This is a genomic window from Streptomyces seoulensis (assembly GCF_004328625.1).
Taxonomy (GTDB): Bacteria; Actinomycetota; Actinomycetes; order Streptomycetales; family Streptomycetaceae; genus Streptomyces; species Streptomyces seoulensis.
Genome location: NZ_CP032229.1, coordinates 4105672 through 4120124, shown reverse-complemented (window position 1 = coordinate 4120124; position 14453 = coordinate 4105672). Strand labels below are relative to the sequence as shown.

The window sequence follows — 14453 nt, the reverse complement described above, 5'->3', positions numbered from 1 at the left end:
GCCTACGACGGCTCGGTACGGCTCTCCGGCACACCCGGCACGGGCCCGGTCAGCGGGGCGACGTCGACACCGCGCGCCCGCAGATACGCCTCCGCGCGATCGGCCAGGCTCCGGAAGCGCGGCCAGATGGGGAGCCCCGCCGTCTGCCCGTCCCGGTACGCCAGGAACACCGCGCCGGCGTACTTCAGCCGGACCAGCGGCACCGCCCACAGTTCGAGGACGTCCTTCTCGTTCACGTACCCCTTGTGGCAGTAGAGGCCGACGACGTCGAAGGCCGCGAGCGCCCGGTTGATGACGGCGTACTCCTCCCCGCTCAGCTCCTCCACCCCCACCCCCCGCTCCTGCATCAGGAACACCGCCCGCCTGCCGTGCTGCAGTTCCGGAGTGATCAGCGACTCGTGCAGCTTGAGCAGCGCGTCCCTGCGGTCCTTCAGCCGGGCCACATAGAGCGACAGCACACTGATGACCACAGCGGCCACCGAAATGACAACCGACGCACCCTCACCGTCCACCGCGAAGCCCCCCATCCCCCGACAGTCCGGGTCCAGGGCTGCCCATCCCCGGTCGGACGCAAACGGACGCCTGCCCAGCGGGCCCCGGCCCGGCCCCGCGTCCGGCCGCTCATGCCGAGGGCCGCCGGGTGCGGTCCCGGGCCGTGATGGCGTCGGCGACGCCCTGGACGGCTCCGCGGATGAGGGCGCCGTACGGAGTGGCGGGGAGGTTCGGGGCGTGTGCGCGGGCCGCGTCGATGTGCTCCGTGGCCGCTTGGAAGGAGCCGAGGCGTCGGTAGTTGTCGGCGAGGTTGAGGTGGAGGGAGGGGTGGAAGCCCGCGACGTGCAGGTCCGTGTGGTGCTCCTGGACGCGCTGCTCGGTGAGGGCGTCGGCCGCGTCCAGGGCCCGGATGTCCCAGGTCAGGGCCTGGGCGGGGTCGTCGTGGAGGTCGGCCAGATAGTGGGCGAGGCAGCCCGGAGTCGGCGTGGAAGCGCAGGGCGCTGGGCGTCAGCCCGCTGCGCTCGGCGAAGCCCCCGATCGGCATGAGTTCGGATTTCGGCACCGCGCCATCACTGGCCTTCGACCAACTCGAAGGTCAACACACGGCGAAGGCCCACGGCCCCGAGTGGTTCCGGGGCCGTGGGCCTCAAGGCCGGAGGGCTCAGTACACCGGCTTGTTCGGTTCGATCTGGTTGACCCAGCCGATGACGCCGCCGCCCACGTGGACCGCGTCGGCGAAGCCCGCGGACTTCAGGACCGCGAGGACCTCCGCGCTGCGGACGCCCGTCTTGCAGTGCAGGACGATGCGCTTGTCGTGCGGGAGGGACTCCAGGGCGGTGCCCATGAGGAAGTCGTTCTTGGGGATGAGCTTGGCGCCGGGGATGGAGACGATCTCGTACTCGTTCGGCTCGCGGACGTCGATGATCTCGATGTTCTCGCCGTCGTCGATCCACTCCTTGAGCTGCTTGGGAGTGATCGTGGAGCCGGCGGCGGCCTGCTGGGCCTCCTCGGAGACGACGCCGCAGAACGCCTCGTAGTCGATCAGCTCGGTGACCGTGGGGTTCTCGCCGCACACCGCGCAGTCGGGGTCCTTGCGGACCTTGACCTGGCGGTACTGCATCTCCAGGGCGTCGTAGATCATCAGGCGGCCGACCAGCGGGTCACCGATGCCCGCGAGCAGCTTGATCGCCTCGTTGACCTGGATCGAGCCGATCGACGCGCACAGCACACCGAGCACGCCGCCCTCGGCGCAGGAGGGGACCATGCCCGGCGGCGGGGGCTCCGGGTAGAGGCAGCGGTAGCAGGGGCCGTGCTCGGACCAGAAGACGGACGCCTGGCCGTCGAAGCGGTAGATCGAGCCCCACACGTAGGGCTTGTTCAGCAGCACGCACGCGTCGTTGACCAGGTAGCGCGTGGCGAAGTTGTCCGTGCCGTCGACGATCAGGTCGTACTGGCCGAAGATCTCCATCACGTTCTCGGCCTCGAGCCGTTCCTCGTGCAGGATCACGTCCACGTACGGGTTGATGCCCTTGACCGTGTCCCGCGCGGACTCGGCCTTGGAGCGGCCGATGTCGGCCTGGCTGTGGATGATCTGCCGCTGCAGGTTGGACTCGTCGACCTCGTCGAACTCCACGATGCCGAGCGTGCCGACACCGGCCGCCGCGAGGTACATCAGCGCGGGTGAACCCAGGCCGCCGGCGCCCACACAGAGCACCTTGGCGTTCTTCAGCCGCTTCTGCCCTTCCATCCCCACGTCCGGGATGATCAGGTGGCGGGAGTACCGGCGGACCTCGTCTACGGTGAGCTCGGAAGCGGGCTCGACCAGGGGTGGCAGCGACACGGGGACTCCGTTGGTCGGTCGATCACTACGGGTTGTTCTTCCCGTAACACTGCCACGGCCTTCTTCATTCCGAGACACCCGTTCCGACCCGCGAGACGAATTCGTCCCAGTGGCCGGGCATGGTCTCCCAGGGGTTGGCCCGGCCGCCCTGGTCCGTGCGGTCGGTGAGGTAGACCGTCCCGGCGCCCTGCCAGCGCGCGATGCGCAGCGCCTCCTCCAGATGACCGCGCGGCACGCTGTGCACGAAGTGGCAGAAGCGGCTCTCCGGGTAGTCGGCCGTCCACTCGGCCACCTGCGACCAGCGGTAGTCGGCCCAGGAGCCCCGGAAGGTGACCAGCTGGTCGGCGTTCTCCGCGTACCCCGGACAGGGGTGCTCCCCGTGGCCGAGCACGAGGTGGGTGTCCCCGGCGAGCGCGCGGAGCGTGGTGAGCACCCGCCGGACCTCGGACAGTTGGGCCCGGTCTCCGGGACAGCGTTCCAGCAGGAAGCCGTCGACGCGGTACCAGTCGAGGTGGCGGTGCGCGTCGGTGACCAGGTCGGAGAAGGGGCGCATCCCGTGCGCGAGGTCCAGGTGGCCCAGTACGCGGACCCCGCCGCCCCGGAGCCGGCCCGCCGCGTCCAGGCAGTGCGGGTCGGGGCGGGTGCCGGGTCCGGCGGCGACGTTGAGCACCACCCAGTCCAACGGCGTTCCGGGACGCGCCAGTTCGGCCCACTGGGTGGGCGCGGTCAGCGGGTGCGCGTAGTCGGGGACGCCGATCGCGGTGCGCACGCCGGTGAGGGCGGGCGCGCTGGTCAGATGCGGCATGCCGCCTCCATCCAGATGTCCGCGAGGGACTCCTCCAGATTGATCCGGGGCCGCCAGCCGAGCCGGTCGCGCGCGGTGCGTACGTCGGCCTGCTGCCAGCTCCCGCAGCCGTCCGGGTAGGGGTAGGCGACCGGCACCGCGTGGTCCAGGTCGCCGCGCGGATGCCCGATCTGCCCGCGCAACGGGCCGGGCGGGGCGTCGAGTTCGTTGAGCGCGCCGCCGTACCCGGCGACCCGGGCGAGGACGGTGGCCGCGTCGCGCAGCCGTACGGCACGGCCGGAGCCGATGTTGATCACGCCCTGCGCGGCGGACAGCGAGGCGGCGTGCACCGCGCGGGCGACGTCGCGTACGTCGACGAAGTCGCGCTGGACGCCCAGCCCGGCGAGCTTGAGTTCGCCGTCGCCCGCCTGCATGGCCCGGCGCATGGCCTCCGCGAGTCTCCCCAGCGGCGACCCCGCCGGGGTGCCGGGTCCGGCGGGCGAGAAGACGCGCAGCACCACGGCGTCCAGCCCGGAGCCGAGGACCAGTTCGGTCGCGGCGAGCTTGCTGACCCCGTAGGGGCCGCCCGGCCGGGGTACGGCGTCCTCGGCGGTGGAGGAGCCGGGCTGGCTCGGCCCGTACTCGGAGCCGCAGCCGATCTGCACCAGCCGGGCCCCGCAGCCGCTGCGCCGCAGCGCCTCGCAGACGGTGGCCACGGCGACGGTGTTGTGCCGGGTGAGGTCGCGGGCGCCGCCCCGGGTGGCACCGGCGCAGTTGACGACGACGCCGGGGTGCACGGCGTCCAGGAACCGGGTGAGCGCGCCGGGGCTGCCGGTGGCGAGGTCGAAGCGGACGTCGGCGTCGTCGCCCCGGCCGAGCGCGGTGAGCTGCACGGCGGGGTCAGCGAGGAGACGGTCGGCGACGAAGCGGCCGATGTACCCGTTGGCTCCGATCATCAGGACCCTCATAGGGCGGCCCCCGAGGTGTGCGCCGCGGCTGCTCCCACGGACCCGGCCACTGCGGTGACTCCGTGTCGGGAGGTGGTCATCTGGTGTTCTCCTTCTCAGGGATGAAGGTCTCAGGGATGAGGGGGGAGAGGGCGGGGCGGCGGTGGGGCGCCGGTGCCGTGACGGGGTGGGTGGGGTATCCCGGGGTGCCGGGCTCCCTCAGCCGGGCCGCGCCCGGAGGTGGGCGACGGGCCCGGCGGCACGGCCGTGCGGACGAAGGCGGGGGACGGGCGCGGGGCCGCGTGGGCCGTCGCCGGGGGTGCCTGCCGTCCGGTGAGCGCCCGGGGTGGCCGGGCGCGGGGTCGTGGCAGGTCCTGTCAGGGGTGGGTGACCGGCGCCTGCGCCCCTGGGCCGCACGGAGCACGCGTGTCTCACTCCGGGCCCCCCAGGGGCGCGTGGGCCGAGGCTCGGGTGAGGGTGCGCAGGGAGTGGGCCAGGAGGACCAGGGCCGCGCAGCCGCAGCCCAGGGCGGGGATCGCGGCCGCGCCGAGGGGGTCGACCAGGGTCGTCACCGGTACGGCGAGGAAGTGGCAGCCGGGGAGCCGGCCACTCAGCACCAGCGCCGGAGCGGCCACCTCGGCGACCGCCGCCGCGCCCAGGATCACGGCCGGCGCGTGCCGGTGCCGGTGGACGGTGAGGAGGCGGGCGAGGAACAGCAGGGCGCCCAGGGTGAGGGCCCCCGGGTAGGCCGGGTCCTCGTGCAGCACGGCGCCGGTGAGGGCGAGCAGGCCGGTCAGGGCGGCCAGGTACAGCGCGAGGACGCCGAGCAGCAGGGGGCGCGCGCCGGAGGTGAAGTCCTCCAGGCCCCGGCTGCCCGCGAGCCGTCGGCGGGCCCCGAGGTCCAGGAGGTGGGCGCACCAGGCGGCGGGGGCGCAGGCCAGCGCGAGGGCCAGTACGGGGGCGGTGGCGGCGGGCCATGGGCCGTCCGGGGCGCCGGTGGGCAGCGCGTCGGGGCCGCCGCTCACCACGGCGTCCAGCAGACCGTCACCGAGCAGGGCGTACCCGAGGAGGCAGGCGGTCCACACGGGGGCGGAGGGCCGCGCGGCGGCGCCGGGGCGGGCCGCGAGGGGGCCCCGGCCGAGGGCGGCGCGTACGGCGAGGGTCATCGCGAGGAGGCCGCCCAGGGCGATCAGGGGGCGGGCGGTGCCGGGGCCGAGCCGTAGTCCCGCGAGGGCGCCGGAGGCGACCGCGCCGGGGAGCAGGGTGAGCATGACCCAGCCGGCGCGGATGCGCGGGGCGGGGCCGGGGGCGGGCTCGGGGGCCGGGTCGGCGTCGTCGCGGGGGACGCGCGCGTACAGCTCCTCGGCGAGCGAGAACACGTCCCGGTGCCGGTAGCGGGCGGCGGAGCGGTCGGTGAAGCCGTGCGACTCCAGCCCGGCCGCGATCTCCAGCGGGTCCACGGCCCGCTCGCACAGCTCCCGGTGCTGGTGCAGCAGGGCCTTCACGGGGTCGACGGCACCCCGGCGGGGAGCTGCCTCGGTGGCCCCGGAAGAGGCCACCGCCCGCGTTCTGTCCACGCCCTTCATCGCGCCCCCTCCGCCCCGGCCCGTACCGGCTCCGGCGAGCCCCGCAGCAGGGTGGGGACGGTCCAGTGGCCGGGCACGTGGGACTCGGCCGGGTCGGCGAACGGCAGCGGCTCCCCGGCCTCGTCCACGGCGACCCGGCGCACCGGGCAGTGCGACATGATCTCCAGGTAAATGCCGTGAAATGCCGTGATGTTCTGTTCGACGCCGAACAGCTCCAGCGCCCGTGCCCGCGCCGCCGCCCCCAGCCGCGCCCGGCGCTCGGGGTCGCGCAGCAGCGCCACGCACGCCTCCGCGAGCGCCCTCGGATTGCGCGGCGGTACGACGAGCCCGGTGCCCCCGATGACCTCCACCACCGCGCCCACGTCGGTGGACACCGTGGCCCGGCCGCAGAACATCGCCTCGGCCAGGCTGACCGGGAACCCCTCGACCACACTGGACAGCACGACCACGGCCCCGGCGGCGTACGCGTCGGGCAGCGTCGGCGCCTCGGGCGCCCCCACCTCGGTGAACGACACGGGGTTGTCCCCCACGGCGTGCAGCCCCTCGGCCTCGTCCGGGAAGAGCTGGGCGGCCAGCGCCCGGCACTGCGCGAGGTACGCCTCGCCCTCGGCCCCCACCGGCACGCCCACGATGCGCAGCCGCGCGTGCGGCTCCTCCTTGCGGACCTCGGCGAAGGCGTGCAGCAGCGAGACGAGGTCCCGGCCGGGCTCGATCCGGCCCACCCACACCAGCGTGCCGGCGTCGGCGCGGTCGGGCGCCTCGCCGACCTCGGCGAACCGGTCGGCGTCCATGCCCGGGTGGACGGTGCGGATACGGGCCCGGTCGGCGCCGCACCGCTCCTGCCAGCGCCGGGCGTGGCTGCTGCCGGGGGTGAGGATCTCGGCGCGCCGGTAGACCTCGGCGGCGAGCCGCCCGTGGAAGGCGGCGAGGAGGGAGCGGACGGCCGGTGCGGCGCTGTCCGGGCCGAGCGCGAGGTAGTGCGCGCGGAGCTGGACGCCGTACTCGGTGACCAGCAGGGGCACGCCGGCGAAGTGCCGGGCGAGCAGGCCGGGCAGGGCGGTGGGGCCGCCGGAGGTGGCGTGGCAGAGGTCGACGGCGGCGAGGGCGTTTTCGCCGTACCAGTCGAGGGAGAGGGGGCCGAGGGCGCGGGCGAGGTGGTCGGTGACGGCCAGCAGGTCGGGGACACGCGCCTCGTGCGCCGCGCGCGGCGCGCCGGGGGCGCGGCAGGCGCGCTCCAGGGCGGTCACGGAGTGGTCGGAGCGGAGGGCTCCGGTCAGGGTGCCGCTGTCGCGGGCGAGTTCGGCGAGGTTGTACAGCGCGTTGCCGAAACGGTCCGCCAGTTCGGCGGCGGAGTCCTCCCCCAAGCCGCAGACCGCGCCCAGCAGTTCGCCGTAGTGCTCGGTGAACCGCCTGCGGGCGCGGCGGCCCAGCGGGGCGCCGTCGCCCCCGGCCGTCCACAACCCGGCGGTGCGCACCCGCCTGACCTGCGGCGGGATCGGCACCCAGCCGTCGTCCTCCTGCTGCCGGCCGCTCTTGAGCGCGTAGACGTCGAACTCGTGCTGCCCGAGCCCGCGCACGAGCCGGTCGCACCAGAGCCCGGTGTCACCGCCGACATACGGATAGCCACCCTCGGTAAGCAGTCCGATGCGCACGCGTGCACCCCCGATCTCCCGTGTGTGGGAGCCGCCGTCGTCCCGGCGGCTCGCAGCGGGACGAACGTATGCGGAGAGGGCGGTGGTGCGACGGACGGTTGTCCGTCGCACCACCAAAAGGGGTGAACGGTCGTAACTTTCGCGGGCGAGCCGCGTTCCGACACGCTAAGAGATCGCGCGGTGACGGTCCACACGCAAATCGTCACGCCGGAGCGGGCTCTCGCCTCGCCGCCCGCCGCCGTGCGGCGACCTCCGGGTCCAGCGCCGGTACGGCGGCCAGCAGTTGGCGGGTGTACGGGTCGCGCGGGTTCTCGTAGACCTCGTCGGCGGGGCCGGTCTCGACGACCTGTCCCCGGCGCATGACGGCGACCCGGTCGCTGACCTGCCGGACCACGGCGAGGTCGTGCGCGACGAAGACGAGCGCGAGCCCGAGTTCCCGCCGCAACTCGTCCAGTAGCGCGACTACTTGGGCCTGGGTGGTGACGTCGAGCGCGGAGACCGGTTCGTCGCAGACGATGACGCGCGGGTCGGCGGCGAGGGCCCGCGCGATGCCGATGCGCTGGCGCTGGCCGCCGCTGAACTCGTGCGGGTAGCGGTCGTGGTGGGCCGCTTCGAGACCGACCCGCTCCAGCAGTCCGGTCACCCGCTCCCGTACGGCCCTGTCGTCCAGCTTCCCCTTGGCGCGCAGCGGGTCGGCGATCGAATCGCCCACCGTGCGGCGGGGGTTGAGTGAGGAGGCCGGGTCCTGGAACACCATCTGCACGGCGGGGTCGACGCCGTGGTGCGCTCGTCCCTCGTGGCGGAGGGTGCCGGAGGTCGGTTCCAGCAGACCGACCAGCATGCGGCCCAGGGTGGTCTTGCCGCTGCCGCTCTCCCCCACGATGCCCAGGGTCTCGCCCCGGCGCAGGGTCAGCGAGACGTCGTCCACGGCGGTGAACGCCCCGCGTCCGCGCCCGAACTCCTTGCGCAGCCCGGTCGCTTCGAGCACCGTCTCCCCCGCCTCCCCGGCCGACGCGGCACGCGGTGCGTCCACGCGCGGTACGGCGGCGAGGAGTTCACGGGTGTACGGCTGCTCCGGCGCGGCCAGCACCTGTCGCAGCGAGCCGTGTTCGACCGCGCGGCCGTGCCGCATGACGAGCACGTCGTCGGCGCTCTCGGCGGCGACGCCCACGTCATGGGTGACGAGCAGCAGCCCGAGCCCGTTCTCCTGGCGCAGGGCGTGCAGCAGGTCGAGGATCTGGGCCTGCACGGTGACGTCGAGCGCGGTGGTCGGCTCGTCCGCGATGAGCAGCTCGGGTTCGCACGCCAACGCCATGGCGATCAGCGCGCGTTGGCGCATCCCTCCGCTGAACTCGTGCGGCCGGGACCGGGCCCTGCGGACGGCGTCCGGGATCCCGACCCGGTCCAGCACCTCGACGGCACGCGCGCGTGCGGCCCGCCGGGAGGCCCGGGTGTGCACGCGGTACACCTCGGCGATCTGGTCGCCCACCGCGTAGTACGGGTCGAGGGAGGACAGCGGGTCCTGGAAGACCATGGCGGCCCTGGCCCCGCGCAGCGCCCGCAGCTCGGCGTCGGAGGCGGCGGCCACGTCGGTGCCGGCCACCAGGACCGAGCCGCCGACCCGTGCCCCGGTGTCCCGGTGCAGGCCCAGCAGGGCGCCGGCGACGGTGGACTTCCCGGAGCCGGACTCCCCCACCAGGGCCAGCGCGGCCCCCTTCTCCAGCGTGAAGGAGAGTCCGTCCACGGCGCGCAGGGCGCCGAACTCGACGGTGAGGTCGGTGACTTCGACCAGGCTCATGCGAGGACCACCCGGCGGTCGGCCAGCGCGTACAGGACGTCCGCGACGGCGTTGGCGATGACGACGAAGAAGGCGACGACCAGGACCATGCCGACGACCACGGGGAGGTCCACGACCTTGACCGCGTGCACCAGTTCCTGGCCGATGCCGGGCAGCCCGAACAGCGTCTCGGTGAGGACCGCGCCGCCGATGGCGGAGCCGACGTTGTTGGCGTTGAGCGCGATGACGGGGGCGAGCGCGCCGCGCAGGGCGTGCCGTCCGACGATGGCCCGCTCACCGACGCCGTAGGCGCGGAAGGTGCGGATGTGGTCCTCGGCGAGGGTCTCCAGCATGGCCGAGCGGGTCAGCCGGGCGAACGCGGCCGCCTCGATCAGGGCCAGCGACAGCCAGGGCAGCAGCAGGTTCCACGCCCACTGCTCGGGGTCGTCGCCGAAGCGCACGTACTGCGGGAAGGGCAGCAGCTGGAGTTCGCCGCAGACCACGATCATCAGCACCAGCCCGAGCACGAACACGGGCGTGGCCCAGCCGGCCAGGGTCAGCACGGTGAGCACCCGCTCGGAGAGCCGGCCGCGCCGCCAGGCGGAGAGGACGCCGGTGCCGACCCCGATGACCAGCCAGAGCACCATCGCGCCGGCCACCAGCGAGAGGCTGACCGGCAGCTTGGCCAGCAGCAGCGTGAGCACCTGCTGGTCGCTCTGGTAGGAGAGCCCGAGGCACGGTGCCGCGCAGTGCTCGACCGAGGTGCCGGTGGAGTAGTCCTGGCCGGCGAACAGCCCCTGGAGGAAGTGGAAGTAGCGCAGGTAGAGCGGGTCGTCGAGCCGGAGCTGGGCCGCGACCTGGTGCACCTGCTCCGGGGAGCAGCGCGGGCCGCAGGTGATCTGGGCGACGTTGCCGGGGGTGGCGTAGAAGACCACGTAGACGAGGACCGAGACGGCGAGCAGGGTGATGAACGTGCCCGCCGCGCGGCGCAGCAGGAATCCGCCGAAGCCGTTCACGCGGCGTCCTCCTTCCGGGCGCGGCCGGTGCCGACGCGCAGCCGGGAGGCGGCGCGCGGGTCGAGTGCGGTGCGGACGCCGTCACCGAGGACGGTGAGGGCGAGCACGGTGGTGAACAGGGCGCCCGCCGGGAACAGCAGGTACTGCGGCGCGGCCTGGTACCAGACGTCGGCCGCGGTGATCATCTGTCCCCAGGAGGGCGTCGGCGGCTTCACCCCGACGCCGAGGAAGGACAGGGCGGCCTCGGCGGAGATGTTGGTGGGCACCAGCAGCGCGGCATAGGTGATGACGGGCGCGGCGAGGCCGGGCAGCAGCTCGCGGCGGGCCACGCGCACGGCGCCCCATCCGCTGAGCCGGGCGGCGGCCACGTGGTCGAGCCCCTTGAGGGTGAGCGTCTGGGCGCGCACGATCTTGGCGACGTTGCCCCAGGCGATCAGCCCGATGACGAGGGCGACCAGCACCGGGCGGGGGAAGCTCGCGGGCACGACGGCCAGCAGCGCCAGCGCCATGATCATGAGCGGCAGCGCCACGATGATGTCGGTGATCCGGCTGAGGACCTGGTCCAGCCAGCGGCTGCCCATGGCGGCGGCCACACCGACGGTGACGCCGATGAGCACCTGGACGAGCGTGGCCGCGAAGGCGACGCCCAGCGAGACGCGGGCGCCCTCCACCAGCCGGGCGAACAGGTCGCGGCCGGTCTGCGGTTCGATGCCGAGCCAGTGCTCGGCGCCGATCCCGCCGAGCGACCCGATGGGCACCCCGCCGCGCGCGGAGTCGACGAGGCCGGGGTGGTACGTGGTGGCGTCCTGTCCCTCGACGGAGGTGAGGAGCGGCGCGGCGAGCGCGACCAGGACGAGGAGCGCGACGACGGCCGCGGCGACCAGGGCGGCCCGCTGCGCGCGCAGCCGCCGCCAGAACTGACGGGCCCCCGAGGCCGCCGGGGCGGTGATCTCCGCCCCGGCGGCCTCGACGGCGACAAGTGCTTCGCTCACCGGGTCACTTCACCGCGACCTGGGAGATGTCCAGCACGCCGGTCCAGTCGCTGATCACGATGTTCCTGACGTCCGAGCCGTACAGGCGCTTGTAGACGGGGTGGAACAGCGGGACGACCAGGGCGTTGCCGGCGATCTTCTTGTCCAGCGCGCCCCAGCGGGCGGCGGCCGCGTTCAGGTCGGTCAGCTTGTTGATGGCGTCGATCTCGGTGTTGACCGACTTGTCGTCCAGCAGACCGGTGTTGAAGTTGGCGCCGTCCTTGACGATCTGGCGGCCGTCGAAGATCGGGGCGAGGAAGGGACCGCCGGAGGGCCAGTCGGCGCCCCAGTGCGCCAGGAAGAAGCCGGGCTCGGTCTTGATGCTGTGGATCTTGTCCCGGTAGTCGTTGTCCTCAAGACCCTGGAGCCTGACCGTGATCCCGGCCTTCTTCAGGGCGTCCTGGAGGGCGGTGGCGATCTCCGGGCTGGTCTCGAAGTCCTTGCTGTTGGAATGCGTGAGGGTGACGGTCAGCCCGTTCGGGTGCCCGGCCTCCTTCAGCAGCTCCTTCGCCTTGGCCGCGTTGCCGGACTTGCCCGCCGGGAACAGGTCGTGCGGGGTGTACCCGAAGGACTTCTGGTCGGGCAGGAAGGTGGTTGCGGGCTCGGCGAGCGCGGACCCGCCGGCCGCGTTGATCACCGAGGAGCGGTCGACGGCGTACGAGATCGCCTGGCGCACCTTCGGGTCGTCGAACGGCTTCACCTTCGGGTTGAAGGCGATGTAGTCCGTGTAGCCGAAGTGGCCGGTGCCCACCCGGGCGGCGAGGCCCTTGTCGCCGCTGACCCGGGCGAGTTCGGCCGGGCCGAGGTTGGTGTCGGTGGTGACGGCGGCCTTGTCGGCGCCCTGGGAGGCGGCGAGCCGCTGGTTGATGACGGAGGAGTCGAGCCCGGAGCGCACGTCGACCTTGTCCGGGTACGCCTTGCGCTCGTCGTCACCGCTCCAGTGCGGGTTGCGCTCCAGCAGCACGCGCTCGCCGTCGTTCTGGTTCCTGACCACCTTGTACGGCCCGGAGGAGACCGGGTGCTGCTCGTACTTGGTGCCGGTGTCCTTGGCCTTGGGCACCGGCGCGAACTGCGTCTGGGTGGCGAGGAAGGGGAACTCGCCCTCGGGCTTGTTCAGATGGAAGACGATCGTGCGCGCGTCCGGCGTCTCGATCGCGGAGAGACCCTTCTTGTCCTTGTACGGCCCCTGGTAGTCGGCGGCGCCGCTCAGCCAGTCCCGCAAGTAGGGCGCGCCACCGGAGAGTTCGGGCGCGAAGGACCGCTCGATGCCGTACTTGATGTCGGCCGAGGTGATCGGGGTGCCGTCCTCGTACTCCAGCCCCTTCTTCAGGGTGTACGTCCACACGGTCGCGTCCTTGCTGGGGCGCCCGGTGTCGGTGGCGAGGTCGGGGACCACCTTGGCGCCCTCGGCGCCGTTCTCGCGGTTGCGCGTGGTGAGGGTGCGGAAGACCAGCGAGGGGACGTTGCCGCCGCCGGAGGTGTAGAGGCGGGCCGGGTCGAAGTCGGTCTGGGCCTCGGCGTTCAGCACGGTGAGGGTGCCGCCCTTGTGGGGCGTGGAGTCGCCACCGGCGCCCTTGGCATCGTTGTCCTCAGGGCCGCAGGCGGCGGCGCCCGCTGCCACGACCAGGCCGACGGATGCCGCTGCCACGCGGCGCGCTATGACGGACGATTGATGCATCGGAAATGACGACCTCTCGGGGGAACCCCCCGGACTGTCCGAGGGGTGAGACATGGGGACGAGGAATGAGACACCTGCGGACAGGTGCCGGCCCCGGCGTCAGTCGTCGAGAGATCCCGCGAGAAGGCTCACGGGCGGCAGGGTGAGAAGGGCACGCATCGACGCGGACGCCAGGAAGGCGGCGTCAGCGACAGTCGATGTCGGCCACGCAGAGGGGGTCACACCGATGAGCGCCAGCTCGATGGCGGCGCTGCGGAGGGCGGAGTGACGGGACCACATGCGCAGAAATATGAACGAACTTGCGACTCATGTCAATGTGACATGAGTGCGCCGCCGTTCACTCACGCCTCAACTCTTCGGATACGGCCAGGCGTTGGGCAGGCAGTGGATTCCGTCGTGGTCGAGGAACTTGGTCTGCTGCTGCATCACCGGGGCGATCGAGCCGTTCTTCTGGCACGTGACGTGCCCGTGTCCGAGCCGGTGGCCGACCTCGTGGTTGATCAGCATCTGGCGGTAGGCGTAGATCTCGGCGTCCCCGTAGGTGACGCTGCCCTGCGCCCAGCGGTACGCGTTGATCATCACGCGCTCGGTGGCCGCCGAGTCGCAGGAGACGTTGTCCTCGGTGGTGTCCAGGCCCGACTTGGCACACCACTCGGCGGTCGTGCCGGGGCTGGCCAGGGTGATCACGAAGTCCGGCTTGCCGGTGGAGACCCGCTCGAAGCTGCGCTCCCCGCCGTGCGCCCAGCTCCGGTCGTCGTTCAGGGTGCGCTGCACGGCGTCGGCGAACAGCGCGCCGTCCAGGCCGAGCCCCTGCTCGACGTCGACCCGGTAGGTCATCTTCGGGCCCTTGCCGGGCGCCTTGGCCGAGCCGGGCACGGTGTCGAACCTGCCGGAACCCTTGAGCTTCGCCGCCAGGGGATAGAGCCGGCCCATCTTCTGGGCGTACGTCAGCGGGACGGCGCTCGGCGCGCTGGAGGGCACGGCCTGGGCGCCGGCCGGCAGCCCGCCGGCGGCGGCCTGGGACCGCGAGTCGCCCTGGGCGCGGCCGTCGGCCACCTGTCCGGCGACGACGATCGCGAGCACGGTGGTCACGGCGGCGGCCGCGACCCCGGTGAAGGCGCGCCCCTTGCCGCCGTGCCGGGTCGCCGCGGGCTCGGATACGGGAGGCTCCCCGCCCTCGTCCGGCGCGGTCCTCGGCTCCGGCACCTCGGCCCGCCGGGGCGGCCGGGGAGCGGCGCCCTCGGCGAAGGCGTCCAGGTACTCGCGGCGCGGGCCGGTACCCGCGTCCGCGGGCTCCGCGCGCCGCTGCCTCGGGAAGGGCCCCGGGGTGGCCCGACGGTTCTCGAACTCGCCCCAGCCGCCGCCCACTTCACGCTGTTCCGGGTGACCGCCCCGCGCGGCCCCGAAGGCGTCCGGCGCCCGCTCGTCGCCGCGCCGGCCCTGCGGGACATGGCGTCCGGCACCGCTCACGGTCGCACCGGAGGCGCCCTGGGGTCCGGCGGTCCACGACTCACCGCCCCGTGGACGCGGGCGCACGGCGAAGTCACCCGTCCCGGTGACGTCTTCGGTGCCCCCGGCCACCGGGTCGGTGCCCTCTATGGCCGAGGGGTCCCCCTGGGGAGCCGGTCCTCGGCGACTGTGTCGTCCCAC

At 73.4% G+C, this 14453-nt stretch carries 11 protein-coding genes and 2 pseudogenes; all 13 read right to left on the bottom strand.

The window, feature by feature from the left end; translation table 11 throughout:
* Positions 1 to 2: 2 nt before the first annotated feature.
* The 13 genes and pseudogenes from D0Z67_RS19290 to D0Z67_RS19235 all read right to left on the bottom strand — a co-directional run bounded on the left by D0Z67_RS19290 (position 3) and on the right by D0Z67_RS19235 (position 14453).
* Positions 3 to 470: a hypothetical protein gene (locus tag D0Z67_RS19290; RefSeq protein ID WP_131589671.1), complete on the bottom strand. Its 468-nt coding sequence runs from the start codon at positions 468 to 470 to the stop codon at positions 3 to 5.
* Positions 471 to 621: 151 nt separating this feature from the next.
* Positions 622 to 960: pseudogene (locus D0Z67_RS30215) on the bottom strand (hypothetical protein); the annotation flags it as partial.
* A 193-nt stretch (positions 961 to 1153) separates the two neighbouring features.
* Positions 1154 to 2332, bottom strand: coding sequence for an adenylyltransferase/sulfurtransferase MoeZ (moeZ, locus tag D0Z67_RS19280; protein ID WP_031181092.1), 1179 nt, complete (start codon positions 2330 to 2332; stop codon positions 1154 to 1156).
* Positions 2333 to 2396: 64 nt separating this feature from the next.
* Positions 2397 to 3137: a spherulation-specific family 4 protein gene (locus D0Z67_RS19275; protein ID WP_031181091.1), complete on the bottom strand. Its 741-nt coding sequence runs from the start codon at positions 3135 to 3137 to the stop codon at positions 2397 to 2399.
* On the bottom strand, positions 3125 to 4084 hold the full coding sequence (locus D0Z67_RS19270; RefSeq protein WP_031181090.1) for an NAD-dependent epimerase/dehydratase family protein: 960 nt from the start codon (positions 4082 to 4084) through the stop codon (positions 3125 to 3127). The genes D0Z67_RS19275 and D0Z67_RS19270 overlap by 13 nt, the downstream gene beginning before the upstream one ends.
* Positions 4085 to 4494: 410 nt before the next feature.
* Positions 4495 to 5622, bottom strand: a complete 1128-nt coding sequence (locus D0Z67_RS19265; protein WP_338058803.1) for a hypothetical protein — start codon at positions 5620 to 5622, stop codon at positions 4495 to 4497.
* A 23-nt stretch (positions 5623 to 5645) separates the two neighbouring features.
* Positions 5646 to 7301: a DUF3492 domain-containing protein gene (locus D0Z67_RS19260; protein WP_031181088.1), complete on the bottom strand. Its 1656-nt coding sequence runs from the start codon at positions 7299 to 7301 to the stop codon at positions 5646 to 5648.
* Between the two features lie 202 nt (positions 7302 to 7503).
* Positions 7504 to 9099 carry a dipeptide ABC transporter ATP-binding protein gene (locus D0Z67_RS19255; protein WP_031181087.1) on the bottom strand — a complete coding sequence of 532 codons (1596 nt, stop codon included), beginning with the start codon at positions 9097 to 9099 and terminating at the stop codon, positions 7504 to 7506.
* Positions 9096 to 10094 carry an ABC transporter permease gene (locus tag D0Z67_RS19250; protein WP_031181086.1) on the bottom strand — a complete coding sequence of 333 codons (999 nt, stop codon included), beginning with the start codon at positions 10092 to 10094 and terminating at the stop codon, positions 9096 to 9098. Before D0Z67_RS19250 ends, D0Z67_RS19255 begins: the two co-directional genes overlap by 4 nt.
* Entirely contained in the window at positions 10091 to 11086 is a 996-nt protein-coding gene (locus tag D0Z67_RS19245; RefSeq protein WP_031181085.1) for an ABC transporter permease, read from the bottom strand. The genes D0Z67_RS19250 and D0Z67_RS19245 overlap by 4 nt, the downstream gene beginning before the upstream one ends.
* A 4-nt stretch (positions 11087 to 11090) precedes the next feature.
* Positions 11091 to 12803 carry an ABC transporter substrate-binding protein gene (locus D0Z67_RS19240; protein WP_031181084.1) on the bottom strand — a complete coding sequence of 571 codons (1713 nt, stop codon included), beginning with the start codon at positions 12801 to 12803 and terminating at the stop codon, positions 11091 to 11093.
* A 184-nt stretch (positions 12804 to 12987) separates the two neighbouring features.
* Positions 12988 to 13082 (bottom strand): annotated as a pseudogene (locus D0Z67_RS30495) (Ms4533A family Cys-rich leader peptide).
* Between the two features lie 69 nt (positions 13083 to 13151).
* Positions 13152 to 14453: a DUF3152 domain-containing protein gene (locus D0Z67_RS19235; RefSeq protein WP_234312732.1), complete on the bottom strand. Its 1302-nt coding sequence runs from the start codon at positions 14451 to 14453 to the stop codon at positions 13152 to 13154.